The following is a 14778-nucleotide window of genomic DNA, read 5'->3' as shown; positions in this document are numbered from 1 at the left end:
CCAGGGGCCGCCTCACTCTTACCGCGGTACGGACAGAGGCCGGCGGGATGACCGGCTGCGGTCCGCCGACGCGGCCGAGGATCACGTCGGCCGGATGACCGGCCGGCCCGGGGCCGCCGGCACTCGCGAGGAAACGCCCTCGGGCGCACGGGCTGCCGCCCGCCGAGCCGAAGGGCTCCCGGCGCTCGCGAGGAACGCCCCCATCGAGCGGCCGACCCTGGTCCGCCGACGGCGCCGCCGGTACCGGTCGGCGCGTCCGGGAACCGCGCCGTGGCGCACCCTCTGACGATGCGCGACGCCCTGGTCAGGGTGGCCGGTCAGGGATGATCACACACGGCGAGGAGCGTCGCACCGGAGCGTGAGTGTTCGGGCGCCTGCCGCGTAATCTTTTTCTTCCCTTCAGGTGAGTACCCTCCGAAGGTTAGAGCCCACGATCATGAATCGCTATGTAAAAACGGATTTATACGCATTTGTACGGTTCATGTTGGCGCATGGTATCCGCTGAAGAGTGATGCCGATGGATTTCAAGATTCTCGGGCCGATCGAAGTGCGGGCGGCCAACGGGCAACCGATCACCCTCGGGAGGCGCAAACAGCGGGTGTTGCTCGCCGCCTTGCTCCTCAATGCCGGCAAGGCGATCCCCACCCATCGAATGCTCGACTGGTTGTGGGGGGAACAGGCTCCCGCCAACGCCGAGTCGAACCTCTACACCTATATCTCCGCGCTGCGCCGGGTGCTTGGTTCGCCTTCCCGGATCGAGGCGGGCTCCAACGGGTACGTGCTCCGGGTCGCCCCCGATGAAATAGACGTGAGATTGTTCGAGGAACTCGCCGCTCAAGGGCGTCTGATGTTATCCAAAGGGCGAAATGACGTCGCGCTCGAACGGTACACCCGGGCCTTGGGTCTGTGGCGCGCCGAGGCGGTTCTGGAAGGGCTTTCCCTGCCCGAACCGTTGCGAGGCGAGGCGGCACGGCTGGAACGGCTGAGAACGATCGTCGTGGACGCCTCGCTGGAGGCCCGCCTCGCGCTGGGCCAGCATGGCGAGGTGCTTCCCGATCTGGAGGCGCTGACTCGCAGGGATCCGCTGAACGAACGACTCCGCGCGCAGCTCATGCTCGCCCTGTACCGTTCCGGCCGCCGAGCCGACGCGCTCGCGGTGTACCAGCACGCGCGGGAGATGCTCGCCGCGGAACTGGGTGTCGATCCCGGCCCCGAACTGGTCCGTATGCATCGGCAGATCCTCGCCGACGACTCCGCACTGGCGGCGCCGTCACCGTCGGTCGCCGTCCGCCGGGTTTTCGCCCCGGCGGAGCTCCCGATCGCCTCGGCCGCCTTCACCGGGCGTGCCTCCGAGGTCTCCTGGTTACGGACGGCGCTCACCTCGGCAGCCCCTGGCCGTATCGTCGTCTCCGCGGTCGCCGGAGCGGCAGGGATCGGCAAGTCGGCGTTCGCCGTACACGTCGCCCACCAGATCGCGGAGCGGTTCCCCGACGGGCAGCTCTACGTGAACCTGCACGGCTCCACCCCCGACGTCAAACCACTGCATCCGGCCGAGGTCCTCGCCCGCCTCCTGCGCTCCCTCGGTGGCGACGACGTGGCCGTCCCGACCGACGTGGACGAGGCGTCCGCCCGATTCCGCTCGCTGACCGACGGCAGACACCTGCTGTTCCTGTTCGACAACGCTCGCGACGCGGAGCAGGTACGGCCGTTGCTGCCCGCCAGCCCCACCTGCCGCGTGCTGATCACCGCCCGGAGGATGCTGACCTCTCTGGACACCGTCGCGCATCTCCGCCTCGGCGTCATGGCCAAGGACGAGATGACCACCCTGCTGAGCCGTCTGATCGGCGGCGAGCGCGTCGCGGCCGACCCACGGGCGGCGCGCGTGATCGTGCGGCTCTGCGGCGGCCTGCCGTTGGCGATCAGGATCGCCGCCGCCCGGCTGGTGGCGCGGCCGGACCTGTCGCTGCGAGGTCTCGCCGACCGCCTCGCGGTCGAGGATCATCGCCTCTCCGAACTGCAGGCCGACGACCGGGCGGTCCGGGCCTGTTTCATGGTGAGTTACCGCGCCCTGGAGGCCGAGCACTCCCGCCTGTTCCGGCTGCTGGGCCTGCTCGGCGGATCCGACATCAGCGTCGCGGTCGCCGCGGCGCTGGCCGATCGCTCGGAGGAACAGACCGCGGATCTCCTGGATCATCTCGCGGACGCCCAGCTCCTCGAGGTGCGCGACGCCGGCCGGTATCGCATGCACGACCTGCTCTGCCTGTTCGCCCGCGAGCGCACCCGGCAGGAGGAGACCGAGGAGGAGCAGGTGCAGGCCGTGAGGCGGGCGCTTCACAGCTCCCTCGTCATCGCCTGCACCCTCGGTGACGTGCGCCACCGACGGGCCGGGAGAGACGCCAAGTTCGGTCACCTGGCACTCGGCCGCTTCAGCATGTCGCCCGACGACTGCACCATCGATCCCCGATGGCTCAACGCCAAGATGGCCGACCTGATCTCCACCGCGCGACAGGCGCCCGGCGCGGCGGGGGACGTCACCGGTCTGCCGACCGTCCACGGCGCCGCTTCGCACCGGCCGCCGTGGCGATGGGAAATGAGCGATCGAAACCGGCGAGGGATCTGACGCGGCGGAAACAATCCTCGTCTCCAGCCGCCGTAATCACATAATCTGACGCGCCGGAAACCGTTCTCCATGCGTCCACGGGGGCGCGGATTCACCGCGCGTTAAATCATTCTCAATTCCTCTCACCGTAAATATCGGATTCGGCGTGTCCGAAATCATCGCCACATCTACGTAATGATCCCGGGGATTCGAAAGACGAATCCCCGGGATCACGTGCCGCACCGCTTTTTCGCCCCCATGCCTCATCGAGCGAAGCGTCGACCTACACAAACTTGTGTGGTGCGAGGTATAGCAACATTCATCACTATTAGCGACATCTCTCTCGTCTTCTCACATCTCTAGAGAGAAGGCCGGCATCTTGCACAGGAAGCTCCGGGGGTTGATCGATGACAGCGGTGGCACCACCGCGGGCACCCGACGGACACGCGCCTCCCGGCGATCGCCATCCTCGAACCGTACTCATCCGTGACGCCAGAAGCTGAAAGTTTCAAAAAAACGCCAGGAAAGGGCGGACGTGTCGGAGTTAATCGGCATCGATGAGTGTGAAAACCTTACCGTGAAGCAGGTCCAGAACCTCTACGGGAAGTACGTCAGCCGCAGCCAGGTCAACCTCATGACCTCCTTCGGTTTCGGTCGCGAACTCGCCGAACGCGCCGAGGGCGCCTGGATCTGGACCCGTGACGGCCGCCGGATCCTCGACGTCACCGGAGGGGTCGGCGTACTCAACCACGGCCACAACCACCCGCGCATCCTGGCCGCCCGCCGCCGGTTCGCCGAGCGGGGGCGCATGGAGGTCCACAAGGCGTTCTTCTCGCCCTACGTGGCCGCCCTGAGCCACAACGTGGCCACGCTGCTGCCGGGCGACCTGAACATCTCCTACTTTCCGAACTCGGGCGCCGAGGCGAACGAGGGCGCCATCAAGATGGCGTACAAGTATCACGGCGGGCGGCGTAACACCATCCTGCGGTCCGACATCAGCTTCCACGGCAAGACCCTCGGCGCGGGGAGTCTGACCGGATCCTCGGAGAACTCGTTCCGGTTCCCCGGGCTTCCCGGCATCGTCATCCACCCCTACGGCGACCTCGCGTCCGTACGGGCGGCGGTCGACGCCGCGCGCACCCCCGACGGGAAGTGCGACGTCTACGCGATCATGGTCGAGCCCTTCAGCGCTTCGAGCATGCGTTCCTGGTCGGAGGCCGACCTGCACGGGCTGCGACGGCTCTGCGACGAGCACGACATCATCCTCATCTTCGACGAGGTGTACACCGGATGGGGTAAGACCGGCAGCCTCTTCTACTTCATGCGATATCCGGGCCTGCTGCCGGACATCCTCGCCTACTCGAAATCGCTCGGCGGCGGGAAGGCGTCGATCGCCGGGTACACCGCCCGAGAGCCCATCTTCCGCAAGGCCTACGACCGGCTCTCCGACGTCATCCTGCACAGCACCACCTACTACGGGTTCGGCGAGGAGACCGCCACCGCGATCGAGGCGATCAACGTGATCGTCGAGGAGGACTATCCCGCGCGGGCCAGGCAGATCGAGCGCGTCCTGGGCCCCGGACTGGAGAACATCCAGAAGCGCTATCCGGAGGTGGTCGGCCAGGTGACCGGTACCGGGGCGCTGTGGGGGGTGTTCCTGACCGGCGGCCCCAAGGTGCTCGACCTCGCCGGCAAGCTGGCACCGGGCTTCTCCGGCGATCCGAATTTCCGCACCAAGCTGATCACCCTCTCGGTGATCGCGGAACTCTACCGCGAGCACGACATCGTGTCGTACTACAGCCCGAACGTCGAGAACCCGCTCGTCGTCGCGCCGACCCTCGCCATCGAGCCCGACGACCTCGAGTACTTCCTGGAGAGCCTCGACAAGACCCTGGCCAAGGGCCTGCCTCGACTGCTCGCCAGGTTCGTGCGAGAGAAGGTGGGGTCACGGTGGCCTATCGGGTCGTAGTGACCGGCAGCGCCGGAATGCTCGGCGGCAACCTGGTCCGGCGGCTCGTACTCGCGGGCCACGAGGTGATCGGCGTGGACCTGCGCCCGCCCTCGGAACCGGACCCCGGATACGGCCACCGGGTCGGCGACGTACGGGACGTCTCGCTGATGACCGAGGCGATGGCCGGAGCGGACGCGGTCGTGCACTGCGCCGGCGCGCTGCCGAGCTATCCGGCGGAGCAGATCCACAGCCTGATCGTCGGCGGCACCCACAGCGTGCTGGAGGCCGCGCGCCGGGCCGGGGTGGAAAGAACGGTCCACATCTCCTCCACCGCCGTGTACGGGCTCCCGAAACTGGTGCCCACCCCCGAGGAGCATCCGCGCGAGCCCGTCGACCCCTACACCAGGGCCAAGACCGAGGCGGAGGAACTCGCCGACAAGTACCGGGCCGGCGGAATGTGCGTGCCGATCCTGCGCCCCAAGACCTTCCTCGGTCCCGGCCGGATGGGCCTGTTCGCGATGCTCTTCGAATGGGCCGAGGAGGGCCGGAACTTCCCGGTCCTCGGCCGCGGGGACGTACGCATCCAGATGCTCGCCATAGAGGACCTGGTGGATGCCGTGGCCGACGTCCTGACGGTGCCGGCCGACATCGCGAACGACACCTACAATCTCGCGGCGGCGGAGTTCGGCACGCTGCGAGAGGACTTCCAGGCGGTACTCGACACGGCCGGTCACGGAAAACGCGTCGTGTCGCTGCCCGTCCGGCCGGCCCTGACCGGGCTCCGGCTACTGGAAAGGACCCGGCTGTCGCCGGTGTACGGACGGCTGGTGCACAAACTGCTCGCCGACTCCTACGTCAGCATCGACAAGGCCGGGGAGCGGCTCGGTTTCCGCCCCCGGCTGTCCAACCGGGACGCGATTCTCCGCACATACGCCTGGTGGCGGGAGAATCGCGGCGCCGGCTCGCCTCGGGGCGCCGGCCAGACCAGCCGCGACGCGTGGCGGCAGGGCGCGCTGTCCCTGGCGAAAGTGTTCTTCTGAAGTGACGGGGAAAGCATGTACGTCGTCGAATCGGCAGACATCCCAGAGCTCCCACAGCCCCGGGAGGTGGTACCGGAAGAGGCAGCGAAGGCCCGTCCACACCTGGTCACGGACCTCTTCAGGCTGATACGGCCGTCGCACGCGGCCAAGGCGATCCTCCTCGTGCCGATCGCGCTCGTCGACACCTCCCTGTGGAGCCTCACCGCGTTGGGTGAGATCGTCCTGGCCACGGTCGCGTTCATCCTCGCCTCCGCCGCCGTCTACGTCGGCAACGACATCGCCGACCGGCACCGTGACGCGCACCACCCCGTCAAGCGTCACCGTCCGGTCGCGGCCGGCCGCGTGGGGATCAGGCTCGCGTACGTCTACTGCGCCATCCTGCTCGGGCTGCTCGGCGCCATCGTCGGGCTCACCCCGGGCCCTTACTGGCCGATCCTCGCCTACCTCGTGATCAACATCGCGTACAGCGGCTTTCTCAAACACGTACCGCTGGTCGACGTGGGCACGATAGCCGTCTGTTTCGTCCTCCGGGTCATCCAGGGATACGAGGTGACCGGAGGGCGAGCCGCCGCCTGGTTACTGGTCACGGTGTTCTCGATCTCCCTGCTGCTCCTCATCGGCAAGCGGCGTCAGGAACTGAAGAGCGGCGCCGCGCACCGCCCGGCACTCCGCGGCTACTCGATGGAGCTGACCAACTGGCTGTTGCAGATCGCCTCGGTGCTCGCCCTGCTGTCCGGCCTCATCTACCTGCGCGACGAAGGCCCGTTCGGCCCGCAGTACGGCCAGACGGCGATGCTGCTGTCCACCCCCTTCGCGCTCTTCGCCCTCTTCCGCTACCTGCAGATCCAGCTGATAGACGACGACGGTGGCGACCCGGTCCGGATCCTGCTTCGGGACCGGGTCATGGTCGCCAACTCGGTGCTGTGGGCCGCCACCCTGGGTGTGACGCTCCTGCTCGCCCACCATCTCGTCCCGTTGTGAGAACGACGTTGCGAAAGCGGCGTCGTGAAAGCGGCGCGGTGAAAGCGACACGGAAGGAAAGAATGGAAGTCCGCATACTGGGTCCGGTCGAGGTGACCGTCGACGGCCGGCGTGTTCCCCTGGGACCACCGCAACGACGTGCAGTGCTGGCCGCCCTCGCGGTCGACGTCAATCATCCCGTGTCACTTCCGACGTTGATCGACCGGGTCTGGAATCTCCCACCGGACCGGGCGACGGATTCGCTGTACGCCCACATCGCACGCCTGCGGCAGGCACTGACGGGATCCGCGGTCTCCATCGAGCGCCGCGGCGGCGGCTACGTGCTGGAGGCCGACCCGGAGCGGGTGGACGCCCACCGGTTCCACCGGCTCGCGAAGCAGGCGCAGACCCATGCGCACGACGACTCCGTCCGGGTCGCACTGCTCGCCGAGGCGATGGAGCTGTGGCGCGGCTCGCCGCTGACCGGCATCTCGGGAGACTGGGCCTCCCGGATGCGCTACAGCATCGAGCAGCAGTTCGTCGGCGCCGTCGTCACCTGGGCGCAGGCGCACCTGCGGCTGGGACGGCCTGACACGGTCGTGACCGAGCTCACCCCCCTCGTTCCCCGCTACCCGCTCGTGGAACCGCTCGCGAGCATGCTGATGCGCGCACTGTGCGCCCTGGGACGCACCGCGGAGGCGGTGGCCCAGTACGCGCTCCTGCGCGGGTATCTGGCCGACCACTTGGGCATCGAGCCGGGGCCTGAGCTGCGCGCGTTGCACCAGGAGATCCTGCGAGGCGATCACGATCAGCCGGTCTGGGCGGCCGGGGAGGTGGTCCTGGCCGGTGCCGACCACGGCGGTTTCGGCTGGGCGCCCCTCGGGAAGCCACCGCGCGCCGAATCGCTGAGCTGGACCCGTCCCACGGCCCACCTGCCCGACCGGGTGCTGTCCCGGAGGCCCTGACCGTTCTTCCCCGGCCCTTCGGAGCATCCCCGTTTCCTGGCGATTCCTCCCGGGTCAACCGCTCGTCGAGACGACCAGGCGCTGCCCGCTGTGGTCGGAAAGACCGTTCGACCGCATCAGCTCGTACCGGTGCACGGTGACGTCCGGTGTGGTGAACGCCCAGTCGATCCGCCACAGCGGCCGGCGGTCGTCCCAGGAGGTGGGGTAGAGCGATCCGAGCACCGGGGTGGCGTCGACGAGCCGGTCCGGCAGCAGGCGCAGGATGCCCATCGCCGGTGAGGCGTTGAAGTCCCCGGCCAGCAGGACCGGGTGCGGATTCCGCTCGACGTCGGCCGCGAGCGCGCGGAGGTTGGCCTGCCGCCGCTCGTGCTGGGTCCGGTTGAGGCGGCGGGGATCCGGGCCCCGGGGGAACGCGTGAACGGGCGAGTTGATGTGCGTGTTGTAGAGCGAGACGGTCTTTCCGCCGTCCCCGCCGACGCGTACGTCCGTGCGCAGCGTCTTCACCGTGGAGAAATCCGGCAGACCCGGGTCGGGAGGTATGGCCTTGTCGCGTTCCTCCGACAGCCACGGGCGCAGGTCGATCCCCGACCGCAGGACGATCGGGAACCGGGAGACCGTGACCAGTTCGCTCGCCGCGGCGATGTGATAGCCGGGGAACTCCCGGCGCAGCCTGTCCAGGTCGTCCACCCGAATCGCCTTCGAGTCCTGGCCGAAGTAGACGTACTCCTGTAGGAGATACACGTCCGCCTTCTGGTCGTGCAGATACCGGTAGAAGTCGGCGATGTCACGTGGCGGAGTGCCGGTGGGCGGCGGCATCGCCGCCCCGTTCTCCGGCCGCTGGTCCCAATAGAACGTGTTCCAGGAGAACACCGTGATCGCGTCCGGCGGCGCGGGTGGGGGCCGGTGCCACAGGGCCGCGAGGTTGAGCCCGCTCCCGCCTCCGCCGAGCACCAGGGAGGCGAGCGTCACCACCGCGATCCACCCCCGTGCCCGGCGCGCCGGCAGGGCCACCGCGAGCAGCAGGATCGGGACGACCGCGAAGGCGAGCGGCGGCACGAGCTCGGGAACCTGCCACCACCACACCCGGCCGGACAGCACACGATGGAGCACCACGAACACCAGCCAAGCGACCGGCGCGGACAGCAGCGGCCAGGTCCTCCAGCGCGACCGCCACGCGGGCCGGGACCCGGCGGTCGCTGTCACGACCCGCGTATCGGTCATCGACGGTGACCGGGTCCGGAACGTGCGCGTGGCGCGGTCGTCGCGGTCGTCATGGGTGCCGCGGACATCGCGGGCGTCGCGAGCACCACGGGCGTCGTGAGCGTCGCGGACGTCATGGACGTCGCGAGCGGCGCGGACACCATGAACGGCGAGGACGTCGCGGATGTCATGAACGTCATGGGCGGGAACGGGCGAGCCGTCATGTCGTCGCCTCCCCGGTCGCCGATGGCCGCACGAGCAGCTCGGAATCGTAGAGCCGGCGGAACCTGGCAGAGCAGAACCACTGCGCGACTCCGGCCACCACCCCGGCGGCGATGGTCACGTTCACCACGAAATGCACCGTACCGTAGTAGAGCAGGAACAGCGGGCCGCGCCGCCGCAGCACGAACCGGTACATGCCGAGGTCCGCCAGGATCGACACGGCGAGGGCGAGGACCGGCAACACGGCACCGGCCGGACCGAGCGCCACCGCCGGCAGTGTGACCACCGCCGCCAGGGCGGCGAGACTTCCACCGGCCCGGTTCGAGGTCTCGAACCCGCGGGCGAAGCGCTTGCGCCGCGCGTACAGCGGCACCCGGGCGCGCCCCCGCCGGAACAGCTTGCGCAGCAACGTGAACAGCCGGTCGTCGTGGTCGTGCCGGGACCGCATCGCCGTGGTGAGCACCATGTCGTACCGCTGGGTGAGACGGTGGCCGTAATCGACCTCCTCGGTCTCGCGCAACCGGGTGTTGAACGGCCCGACCTCGTCGAACACACTGCGGCGCATCGCGACCAGCGCCGGGAAGAGAAACGAGATGGGCCCCTCGGAACTCGCCGTCCAGTAGTAGTACTGCAGCGCCCGATACTCCTCGACGAGGCTGTCGCGGATCAGCGGCTCCGGGTCGTGGATGCTGCACACCGCCCCGAGCCGCGGATTCTCCGCGAGCATGCCCACCGCCACCTCGACGGCATCGGGATAGGCGGCCACGTCGGAGTCGACGAACACCAGGATCTCGCCACGGGTGTGGGCGGCGCCGAGGTTACGCGCGCCGGCCACCCCCATGTTGCGCCCGGTGTGGACGACTCGGACACCGAGCCGTTCCGCGACCGCGACGGAGTCGTCGGTGCTGCCGTCGTCCACCATGATCAGCTCGATGGGCCGGTAGGTCTGCTCCCTCATGGCGCGCAGGCAGAGCTCCAGTGAGGCCGCGTAGTTGTAGTTGGGCACCACCACCGATACCAGCGGGCGGGTCATCGCTCACGCCCCCATCGCCGGCGCGGACGGGTTCGGCATGTCGTAGGTGCGCCGGAACCGGCTGGACAGCAGGCACTGCGCGACGCCGACGAACACCGCCACCGCGACGGTGACGTTCACCAGGAAGTGGATCGCGGTGAAGTAAACGGTGAACGCCGCACCGGCGTAGCGCCAGACGAAACGGTACATCCCCAGGTCGGACGCGATGGAGCCGATCAGCAGCACGATCGGCACGAGCGCCCAGAGCGGGCCGAACAGCACCGGCAGCACCACGGTGACCACCGCGAACAGGGCGGCGAGCGAACCCCAGCCGCGGCTGCTGTTGGTCGGGCCGCCGTTGAAGTCCGGCCGGCGCAGGTACAGCGGGATGTGCAGACGCGCGCGGTGGAAGAACTTCGACAGCACCACGCTCAGCCGGTCGTCGTGGTCGTGCGCGCCCCTGATCGTGGTGTCCAGCACGATGCGGTAGCGCTGGGTGATCCGGTGGCCGTAGTCGGCGTTCTCACTGTGGCGCAACGCCGGGTTGAGCGGACCCACCTCGTGGAAGACCCTCGCCCACATCGCGAAGATCGCCGAATAGATCGTGGTGATGTCGCCCGCGTCACCGGAGATCCAGTAGTGCAGTTGAAGGCTGCGGTACCGCTCCACGCGGCTGTCGGGGATCAACGGCTCGGGCTCGTACGTGCCGCACACCACCCCCAGCGTGGGATCGGAGGTGAGCAGCGCCACCGCGTTCCCGACCGTGTCCGGGGTGAGCGCCACATCCGAGTCGAGGAAGAACAGCACCTCCCCGCGTGCGTGCAGGACGCCGAGGTTGCGCGCCGCCGGCGCCCCGATGTTGGTGTCGGTGACCACCACCCGCACCCCGTGCCGGCGGGCCGTCTCCACCGAGTCGTCGGTGCTGCGGTCGTCGACGACGATCACTTCGATGTGCGGATAGTCCTGCCGCTCCAGCGCGCTCAGGCACAGGTCCAGTGTGCGGGCGTAGTTGTAGTTCGGCACGATGACCGAGACCAGCGGTCGCTGCTCATCCATGGTCGATGCCCCCTTCGGGTCGGCGGGCGTCCGTCGGCCGGGAGGGGACCCGCCCGGCGGACGCTCGCGCGCATTCGTGTCTTCCGATGCTTGACATGGCTACTTGTCTCCCGCCGGTGCCGCTGCCGCTTCGGCCTCCGTCGCCGACTCTGTCGCCGGCTCTGTCGCCGGCTCTGTCACCCGCTCCGGTTCCGGTTCCGCCGAAGCGGCCGGAGCGCGCCTGATGGCGACCTCGGCCACCGCCAGCGCCGCCGCTCCCAAGGCCACCTCGCCGACCGTGGAGACCAGCCGGCTCGCCACCGCCACCACCGCGGCGGCCGGCGCGGGCAGCACCACCGTCAGGGCGGCGGTCAGCACCGCCTCGCGGACACCGATCCCGTCGGGCAGCACGACCGTCAGCATTCCGACCGTCGTGGCCAGGGTGAACGCGCCCACGCACAGTCCCAGGGACCGCACGGGGTCGGCCCCCATCGCGACCGCGAGCAGCCACAGGTGCAGGCCGGTGACCGTCCACGACACCGCCTGCGAGACGACGGCCAGCCGTATCCCACGTGCCGACGCCGACCTGGTCGGGTCCGGCCGGCGCAGCAACCGCAGCAGCAGGTGCGCGCCGTGGTTGACCAGTTGCGGTCGTACCAGCACGACCACGACCAGCACCGTCGCCGCCGCCACCAGCCATACCACCTGGGTGCCGAGCATGTGCACGCCCGCGAGCAGCCCGATCGTGAGCCCGGTCAGCAGGACGAGGCTCATGCTCAGCGCCGCCGTGCTCATCAACCGCCCGAAACCGACGCCGTTGGCCGTGGCCACCTTGGTCGCGGCGATCAGGCCCGGCACCTTCCCCGGCACGTACTTGCTGAGGAACGTCACGAAGAAGACGCGCGCCACCCGTGGTTCGCTCACCGGCGGGCCGAGCTCGAACAGCACCGCCCGCCACGCCAGATAGCCGAATCCCAGCCCGACCATGCTGATCAGCAACGCACCGGCGAGCAGGAGGCCGATCCTCCCACCGTCGCTCCCGGCGAGCATGACCGAGACCACGCTCCAGTCCTGCCCAGCCAGTGCCGTCGCCACCGCGCCCACCAGGACCAGGGCGAACGCTGCCATCAGGGCGCGCACGAGTGCGCGAGGCGGACGCCACGACGGGCGCCACGACCGGATCACGCTCACTCGGGCGCACCGGCCGAGGAGACCGTGGTCAGGCCGGTCTTGGCCGGGTGCCCCTGGCGGCGGAGCAGCTCGAAGACGAGCCGTGGCAGCCCCGCGCCGGCTCCGAGGAAGAACGCCGTGTGATAACAGAACTGCATCGAGGCCATGAGCAACGCGAAGCCCGCGCCGCGGTAGCGGTAGGAGTATCGAAGGAAGTCACGGTTCACCGTCACGAACGCCGCCAGCAGCAGCGCGAGCACCAGGAGCAGCCACGGCGCGAGGAAGACGAACGGCAGCGTGAACAGGCTCAGCGCCGCCGAGACGGAGGAGATCCGTGGCGGCAGGCGGCGGGTGCGCGGTTCCGGCCCGATCATGTCCAGCCGGAATCCGATCGTGTCGTCGTCGTACAGCCGCCGCGCCCTCAACATGATCACCGGCAGGGTGCTGGCTCTGACGAACCGCTCCCACATGCACTCCCAGAACCGGTCGACATCGTCCGCCCTGGTGACCACGGTCGCGGTCACCACCAGCCGGTACTTGGACGGCACCCGGTTGCCGAACTCGAAGTCCTCACCGTCGCGCAACCGCTCGTCCAGCCCGCCCGCCTCGCGGAAGACCGTGCGCGGGATCAGCGAGTTGGACAGGAACGTGGACACCGCCCGCTGGCGGTCGAAGTGCTCGGAGAAGACGCGGTAGCGCTCCACCGGGCCGTCGTCGAAGAGCGGCTCCTTGTCGTAGATCCCCTGGACCATGCCGCAGTCGGGCGTGTCCCGATAGGCGCGCACCGCGTTCTGTACGGCGTCCGGAGCCAGCGCCGTGTCGGAGTCCACGAAGAAGAGCAGGGGCGAGCCGCTGGCGTCCACCCCGGCGTTGCGCGCCGCCGAAGGCCCCCGGTTGCTCGGCAGTTCGATGATCGTGCACGGGAACTCCCGCGCGATCTCCAACGAGCCGTCCGTGCTGCGATCGTCGACCACGATCACCTCGGCCGGGGGGTGGGTCTGCGCGTAGACCGCCTCCAGGCAGGCTCGGAGGGTCTTCTTCTTGTTGTAGTTCGGCACGATGACCGCGACGTCCTCGGGCCGCGCCGTCGCCGGTTCCGTCATCTGAACTCCTTCTGCGGCTCAGTGGCCAACCGATAGAACCGTTTGTTGAGGGCGGTGGTCGGACAGTCCGGCCGATCCGGGCATCTCGTAGCGGTGCACGAGGAGGTCCGGCGTGGTGAGCACCCAGTCGATCCGCCAGAGTTCGCCGACTCCCGCGAGGTAGGTGACCGGGTAGAGGGACGGCAGCGCCCGGGTGTGATCGACCAGCTTCTCCGGCAGCAGCCGGAGCATCCCCATCGCCGGGGTGGTGTTCAGATCGCCGCCGAGCATCACCGGATGGTCGTTGGCCTCGATGTCCGTGCGAAGCGCCCGATAGCTCGCCTCCCGCCGGCTGTGGGCGTACTGGTTGGAGTCACGGGCCTCGCCGTCGTACAGCCGCCACTCAATCGGAGGCTGGTTGATCTGCGTGTTGTAGAAGGAGACGACCGTGCCGTTCACCTGGATGTCGGTGCGCAGCGTCTCGACCGTGTAGGAGGTCGGCCAGTCCCGCATCACCTCCGGCACCGCCTTCTGGTCGTCGGGCAGCCACCGGGTGATGTCGAGCCCGCGCTCCCCGACGATGGGGAGCCGGGAGAGCGTGATCAGCTCCCCGGACGTCGCGACCTGGTATCCGGGGAACTCGCGCCGCAGCTCCGGCAGTTTGTCGATGCGGAGTGCCATGTCGGCGGTCCACTTCGACGTCATCATGTCCCCCGCCGAGGTGTCGACGTACAGATACTCCGAGAGCAGGTAGACGTCCGCGTCCATCTCGCGCAGGTAGTCGTAGAAGTCGGGTGAATAGCGGTTTCCGTCGGAGGTGCGCCAATCCTGGTCCCAGAACTCGGTGTTCCAGGTGACCACGGTGATCGCCCCGGGCGGTGCGGGCGGTGGGGTGTACCAGAGGGTCGCCACGTTGATCCCGCTCCGTCCCGCGCCGAGCACCAGGGTGAACACCAGCACCGAGATGACCCGCCAGCGGACCGGGCGCGCCAGCGGCGCCACCACCAGCACCAGAACCGGCACCGCCACGAACATGAACGGCGGCATCAGGTCGAGCGGGGCCCACAGCGAGGTGCGGCCGCTCACCAGCAGATGCACGACCACGAACAGCAGCCACCCCGTGGTGGCGGTCACCACCAGCCGGGTGCCCAGGCACCAGCGTCGCCGCGGCCGGATGAACCGACCGAGGCGAGCCCACCGGCCGACCGGCTTCTCCGGGGGGACCTCCGTGGGCTGATCCTCGGTCAAGATGTCCCGGTCGCCCATCAGCACACCACCTCGGCACGTAGGTCAGGCCGGCGACAGCCATTGAAGATCCGCGATCACTTCCAGCGGTACCTCAACGTACTGACCGGTTCTTGTCGCTTCCTTGTCGTCCACGCCCGCAGAATCAACCTCGCCGCGGACCACGCGGGCCACGGCACAGGCCCCGCGGAAAGAGAACCGTACGATGCGGCGAACCGGACGACAAGAATGAGACAAGCCGTCGCGGCTAGCGTGGAACGGAAGCAAGCCGGAAACAGCCGGAAACAGGGTGGTCCG

At 68.8% G+C, this 14778-nt stretch carries 11 protein-coding genes; 5 read left to right on the top strand and 6 right to left on the bottom strand.

Translation table 11 applies throughout. The features are described from left to right. Nucleotides 1-517: 517 nt before the first annotated feature. From ACFY3V_RS25215 to ACFY3V_RS25195, 5 genes are all read left to right on the top strand, one after another. Complete coding sequence (locus ACFY3V_RS25215) at nucleotides 518-2620, top strand: BTAD domain-containing putative transcriptional regulator (RefSeq protein ID WP_389776732.1); 2103 nt, start codon at nucleotides 518-520, stop codon at nucleotides 2618-2620. 556 nt (nucleotides 2621-3176) lie between these two features. After that, complete coding sequence (locus ACFY3V_RS25210; RefSeq protein WP_350945891.1) at nucleotides 3177-4568, top strand: aspartate aminotransferase family protein; 1392 nt, start codon at nucleotides 3177-3179, stop codon at nucleotides 4566-4568. Beyond that, nucleotides 4550-5590, top strand: coding sequence for an NAD-dependent epimerase/dehydratase family protein (locus ACFY3V_RS25205; protein ID WP_362905253.1), 1041 nt, complete (start codon nucleotides 4550-4552; stop codon nucleotides 5588-5590). The genes ACFY3V_RS25210 and ACFY3V_RS25205 overlap by 19 nt, the downstream gene beginning before the upstream one ends. A gap of 66 nt (nucleotides 5591-5656) precedes the next feature. Then, nucleotides 5657-6571, top strand: a complete 915-nt coding sequence (locus tag ACFY3V_RS25200) for a UbiA prenyltransferase family protein (RefSeq protein WP_389776723.1) — start codon at nucleotides 5657-5659, stop codon at nucleotides 6569-6571. A 62-nt stretch (nucleotides 6572-6633) separates the two neighbouring features. Then, the gene (locus tag ACFY3V_RS25195) at nucleotides 6634-7515 is read left to right on the top strand and encodes a BTAD domain-containing putative transcriptional regulator (RefSeq protein WP_362905257.1); all 882 of its coding nucleotides are present in this window, start codon (nucleotides 6634-6636) and stop codon (nucleotides 7513-7515) included. 54 nt (nucleotides 7516-7569) lie between these two features. On the opposite strand, the gene ACFY3V_RS25190 is transcribed toward ACFY3V_RS25195, so the two are convergent. The 6 genes from ACFY3V_RS25190 to ACFY3V_RS25165 all read right to left on the bottom strand — a co-directional run bounded on the left by ACFY3V_RS25190 (nucleotide 7570) and on the right by ACFY3V_RS25165 (nucleotide 14502). Continuing rightward, the gene (locus ACFY3V_RS25190; protein ID WP_389776719.1) at nucleotides 7570-8718 is read right to left on the bottom strand and encodes an endonuclease/exonuclease/phosphatase family protein; all 1149 of its coding nucleotides are present in this window, start codon (nucleotides 8716-8718) and stop codon (nucleotides 7570-7572) included. Nucleotides 8719-8935: 217 nt separating this feature from the next. After that, complete coding sequence (locus ACFY3V_RS25185; protein WP_362905261.1) at nucleotides 8936-9970, bottom strand: glycosyltransferase family 2 protein; 1035 nt, start codon at nucleotides 9968-9970, stop codon at nucleotides 8936-8938. A 3-nt stretch (nucleotides 9971-9973) separates the two neighbouring features. Then, nucleotides 9974-11005, bottom strand: a complete 1032-nt coding sequence (locus tag ACFY3V_RS25180) for a glycosyltransferase (RefSeq protein WP_362905263.1) — start codon at nucleotides 11003-11005, stop codon at nucleotides 9974-9976. A 99-nt stretch (nucleotides 11006-11104) separates the two neighbouring features. Beyond that, entirely contained in the window at nucleotides 11105-12112 is a 1008-nt protein-coding gene (locus ACFY3V_RS25175) for a lysylphosphatidylglycerol synthase domain-containing protein (protein ID WP_389776714.1), read from the bottom strand. 59 nt (nucleotides 12113-12171) lie between these two features. Continuing rightward, on the bottom strand, nucleotides 12172-13257 hold the full coding sequence (locus tag ACFY3V_RS25170; RefSeq protein WP_362905267.1) for a glycosyltransferase family A protein: 1086 nt from the start codon (nucleotides 13255-13257) through the stop codon (nucleotides 12172-12174). Between the two features lie 18 nt (nucleotides 13258-13275). After that, complete coding sequence (locus ACFY3V_RS25165; RefSeq protein WP_389776709.1) at nucleotides 13276-14502, bottom strand: endonuclease/exonuclease/phosphatase family protein; 1227 nt, start codon at nucleotides 14500-14502, stop codon at nucleotides 13276-13278. Between the last annotated feature and the right edge of the window lie 276 nt (nucleotides 14503-14778).

It is taken from the genome of Streptosporangium sp. NPDC000095 (assembly GCF_042899335.1).
In the GTDB taxonomy this organism is placed as follows: domain Bacteria; phylum Actinomycetota; class Actinomycetes; order Streptosporangiales; family Streptosporangiaceae; genus Streptosporangium.
Note: the sequence above shows the minus strand (reverse complement) of the source record. Positions and strands in the feature narration are given on the sequence as shown.

Bases quoted from the DNA above. Each gene is read 5' to 3' on its own strand.
- ACFY3V_RS25165 (WP_389776709.1), bottom strand. From the start codon at position 14,502: ATGGGCGACCGGGACATCTTGACCGAGGATCAGCCCACGGAGGTCCCC.
- ACFY3V_RS25185 (WP_362905261.1), bottom strand. From the start codon at position 9,970: ATGACCCGCCCGCTGGTATCGGTGGTGGTGCCCAACTACAACTACGCG.
- ACFY3V_RS25180 (WP_362905263.1), bottom strand. From the start codon at position 11,005: ATGGATGAGCAGCGACCGCTGGTCTCGGTCATCGTGCCGAACTACAAC.
- ACFY3V_RS25195 (WP_362905257.1), top strand. From the start codon at position 6,634: ATGGAAGTCCGCATACTGGGTCCGGTCGAGGTGACCGTCGACGGCCGG.
- ACFY3V_RS25175 (WP_389776714.1), bottom strand. From the start codon at position 12,112: ATGGCAGCGTTCGCCCTGGTCCTGGTGGGCGCGGTGGCGACGGCACTG.
- ACFY3V_RS25215 (WP_389776732.1), top strand. From the start codon at position 518: ATGGATTTCAAGATTCTCGGGCCGATCGAAGTGCGGGCGGCCAACGGG.
- ACFY3V_RS25170 (WP_362905267.1), bottom strand. From the start codon at position 13,257: ATGACGGAACCGGCGACGGCGCGGCCCGAGGACGTCGCGGTCATCGTG.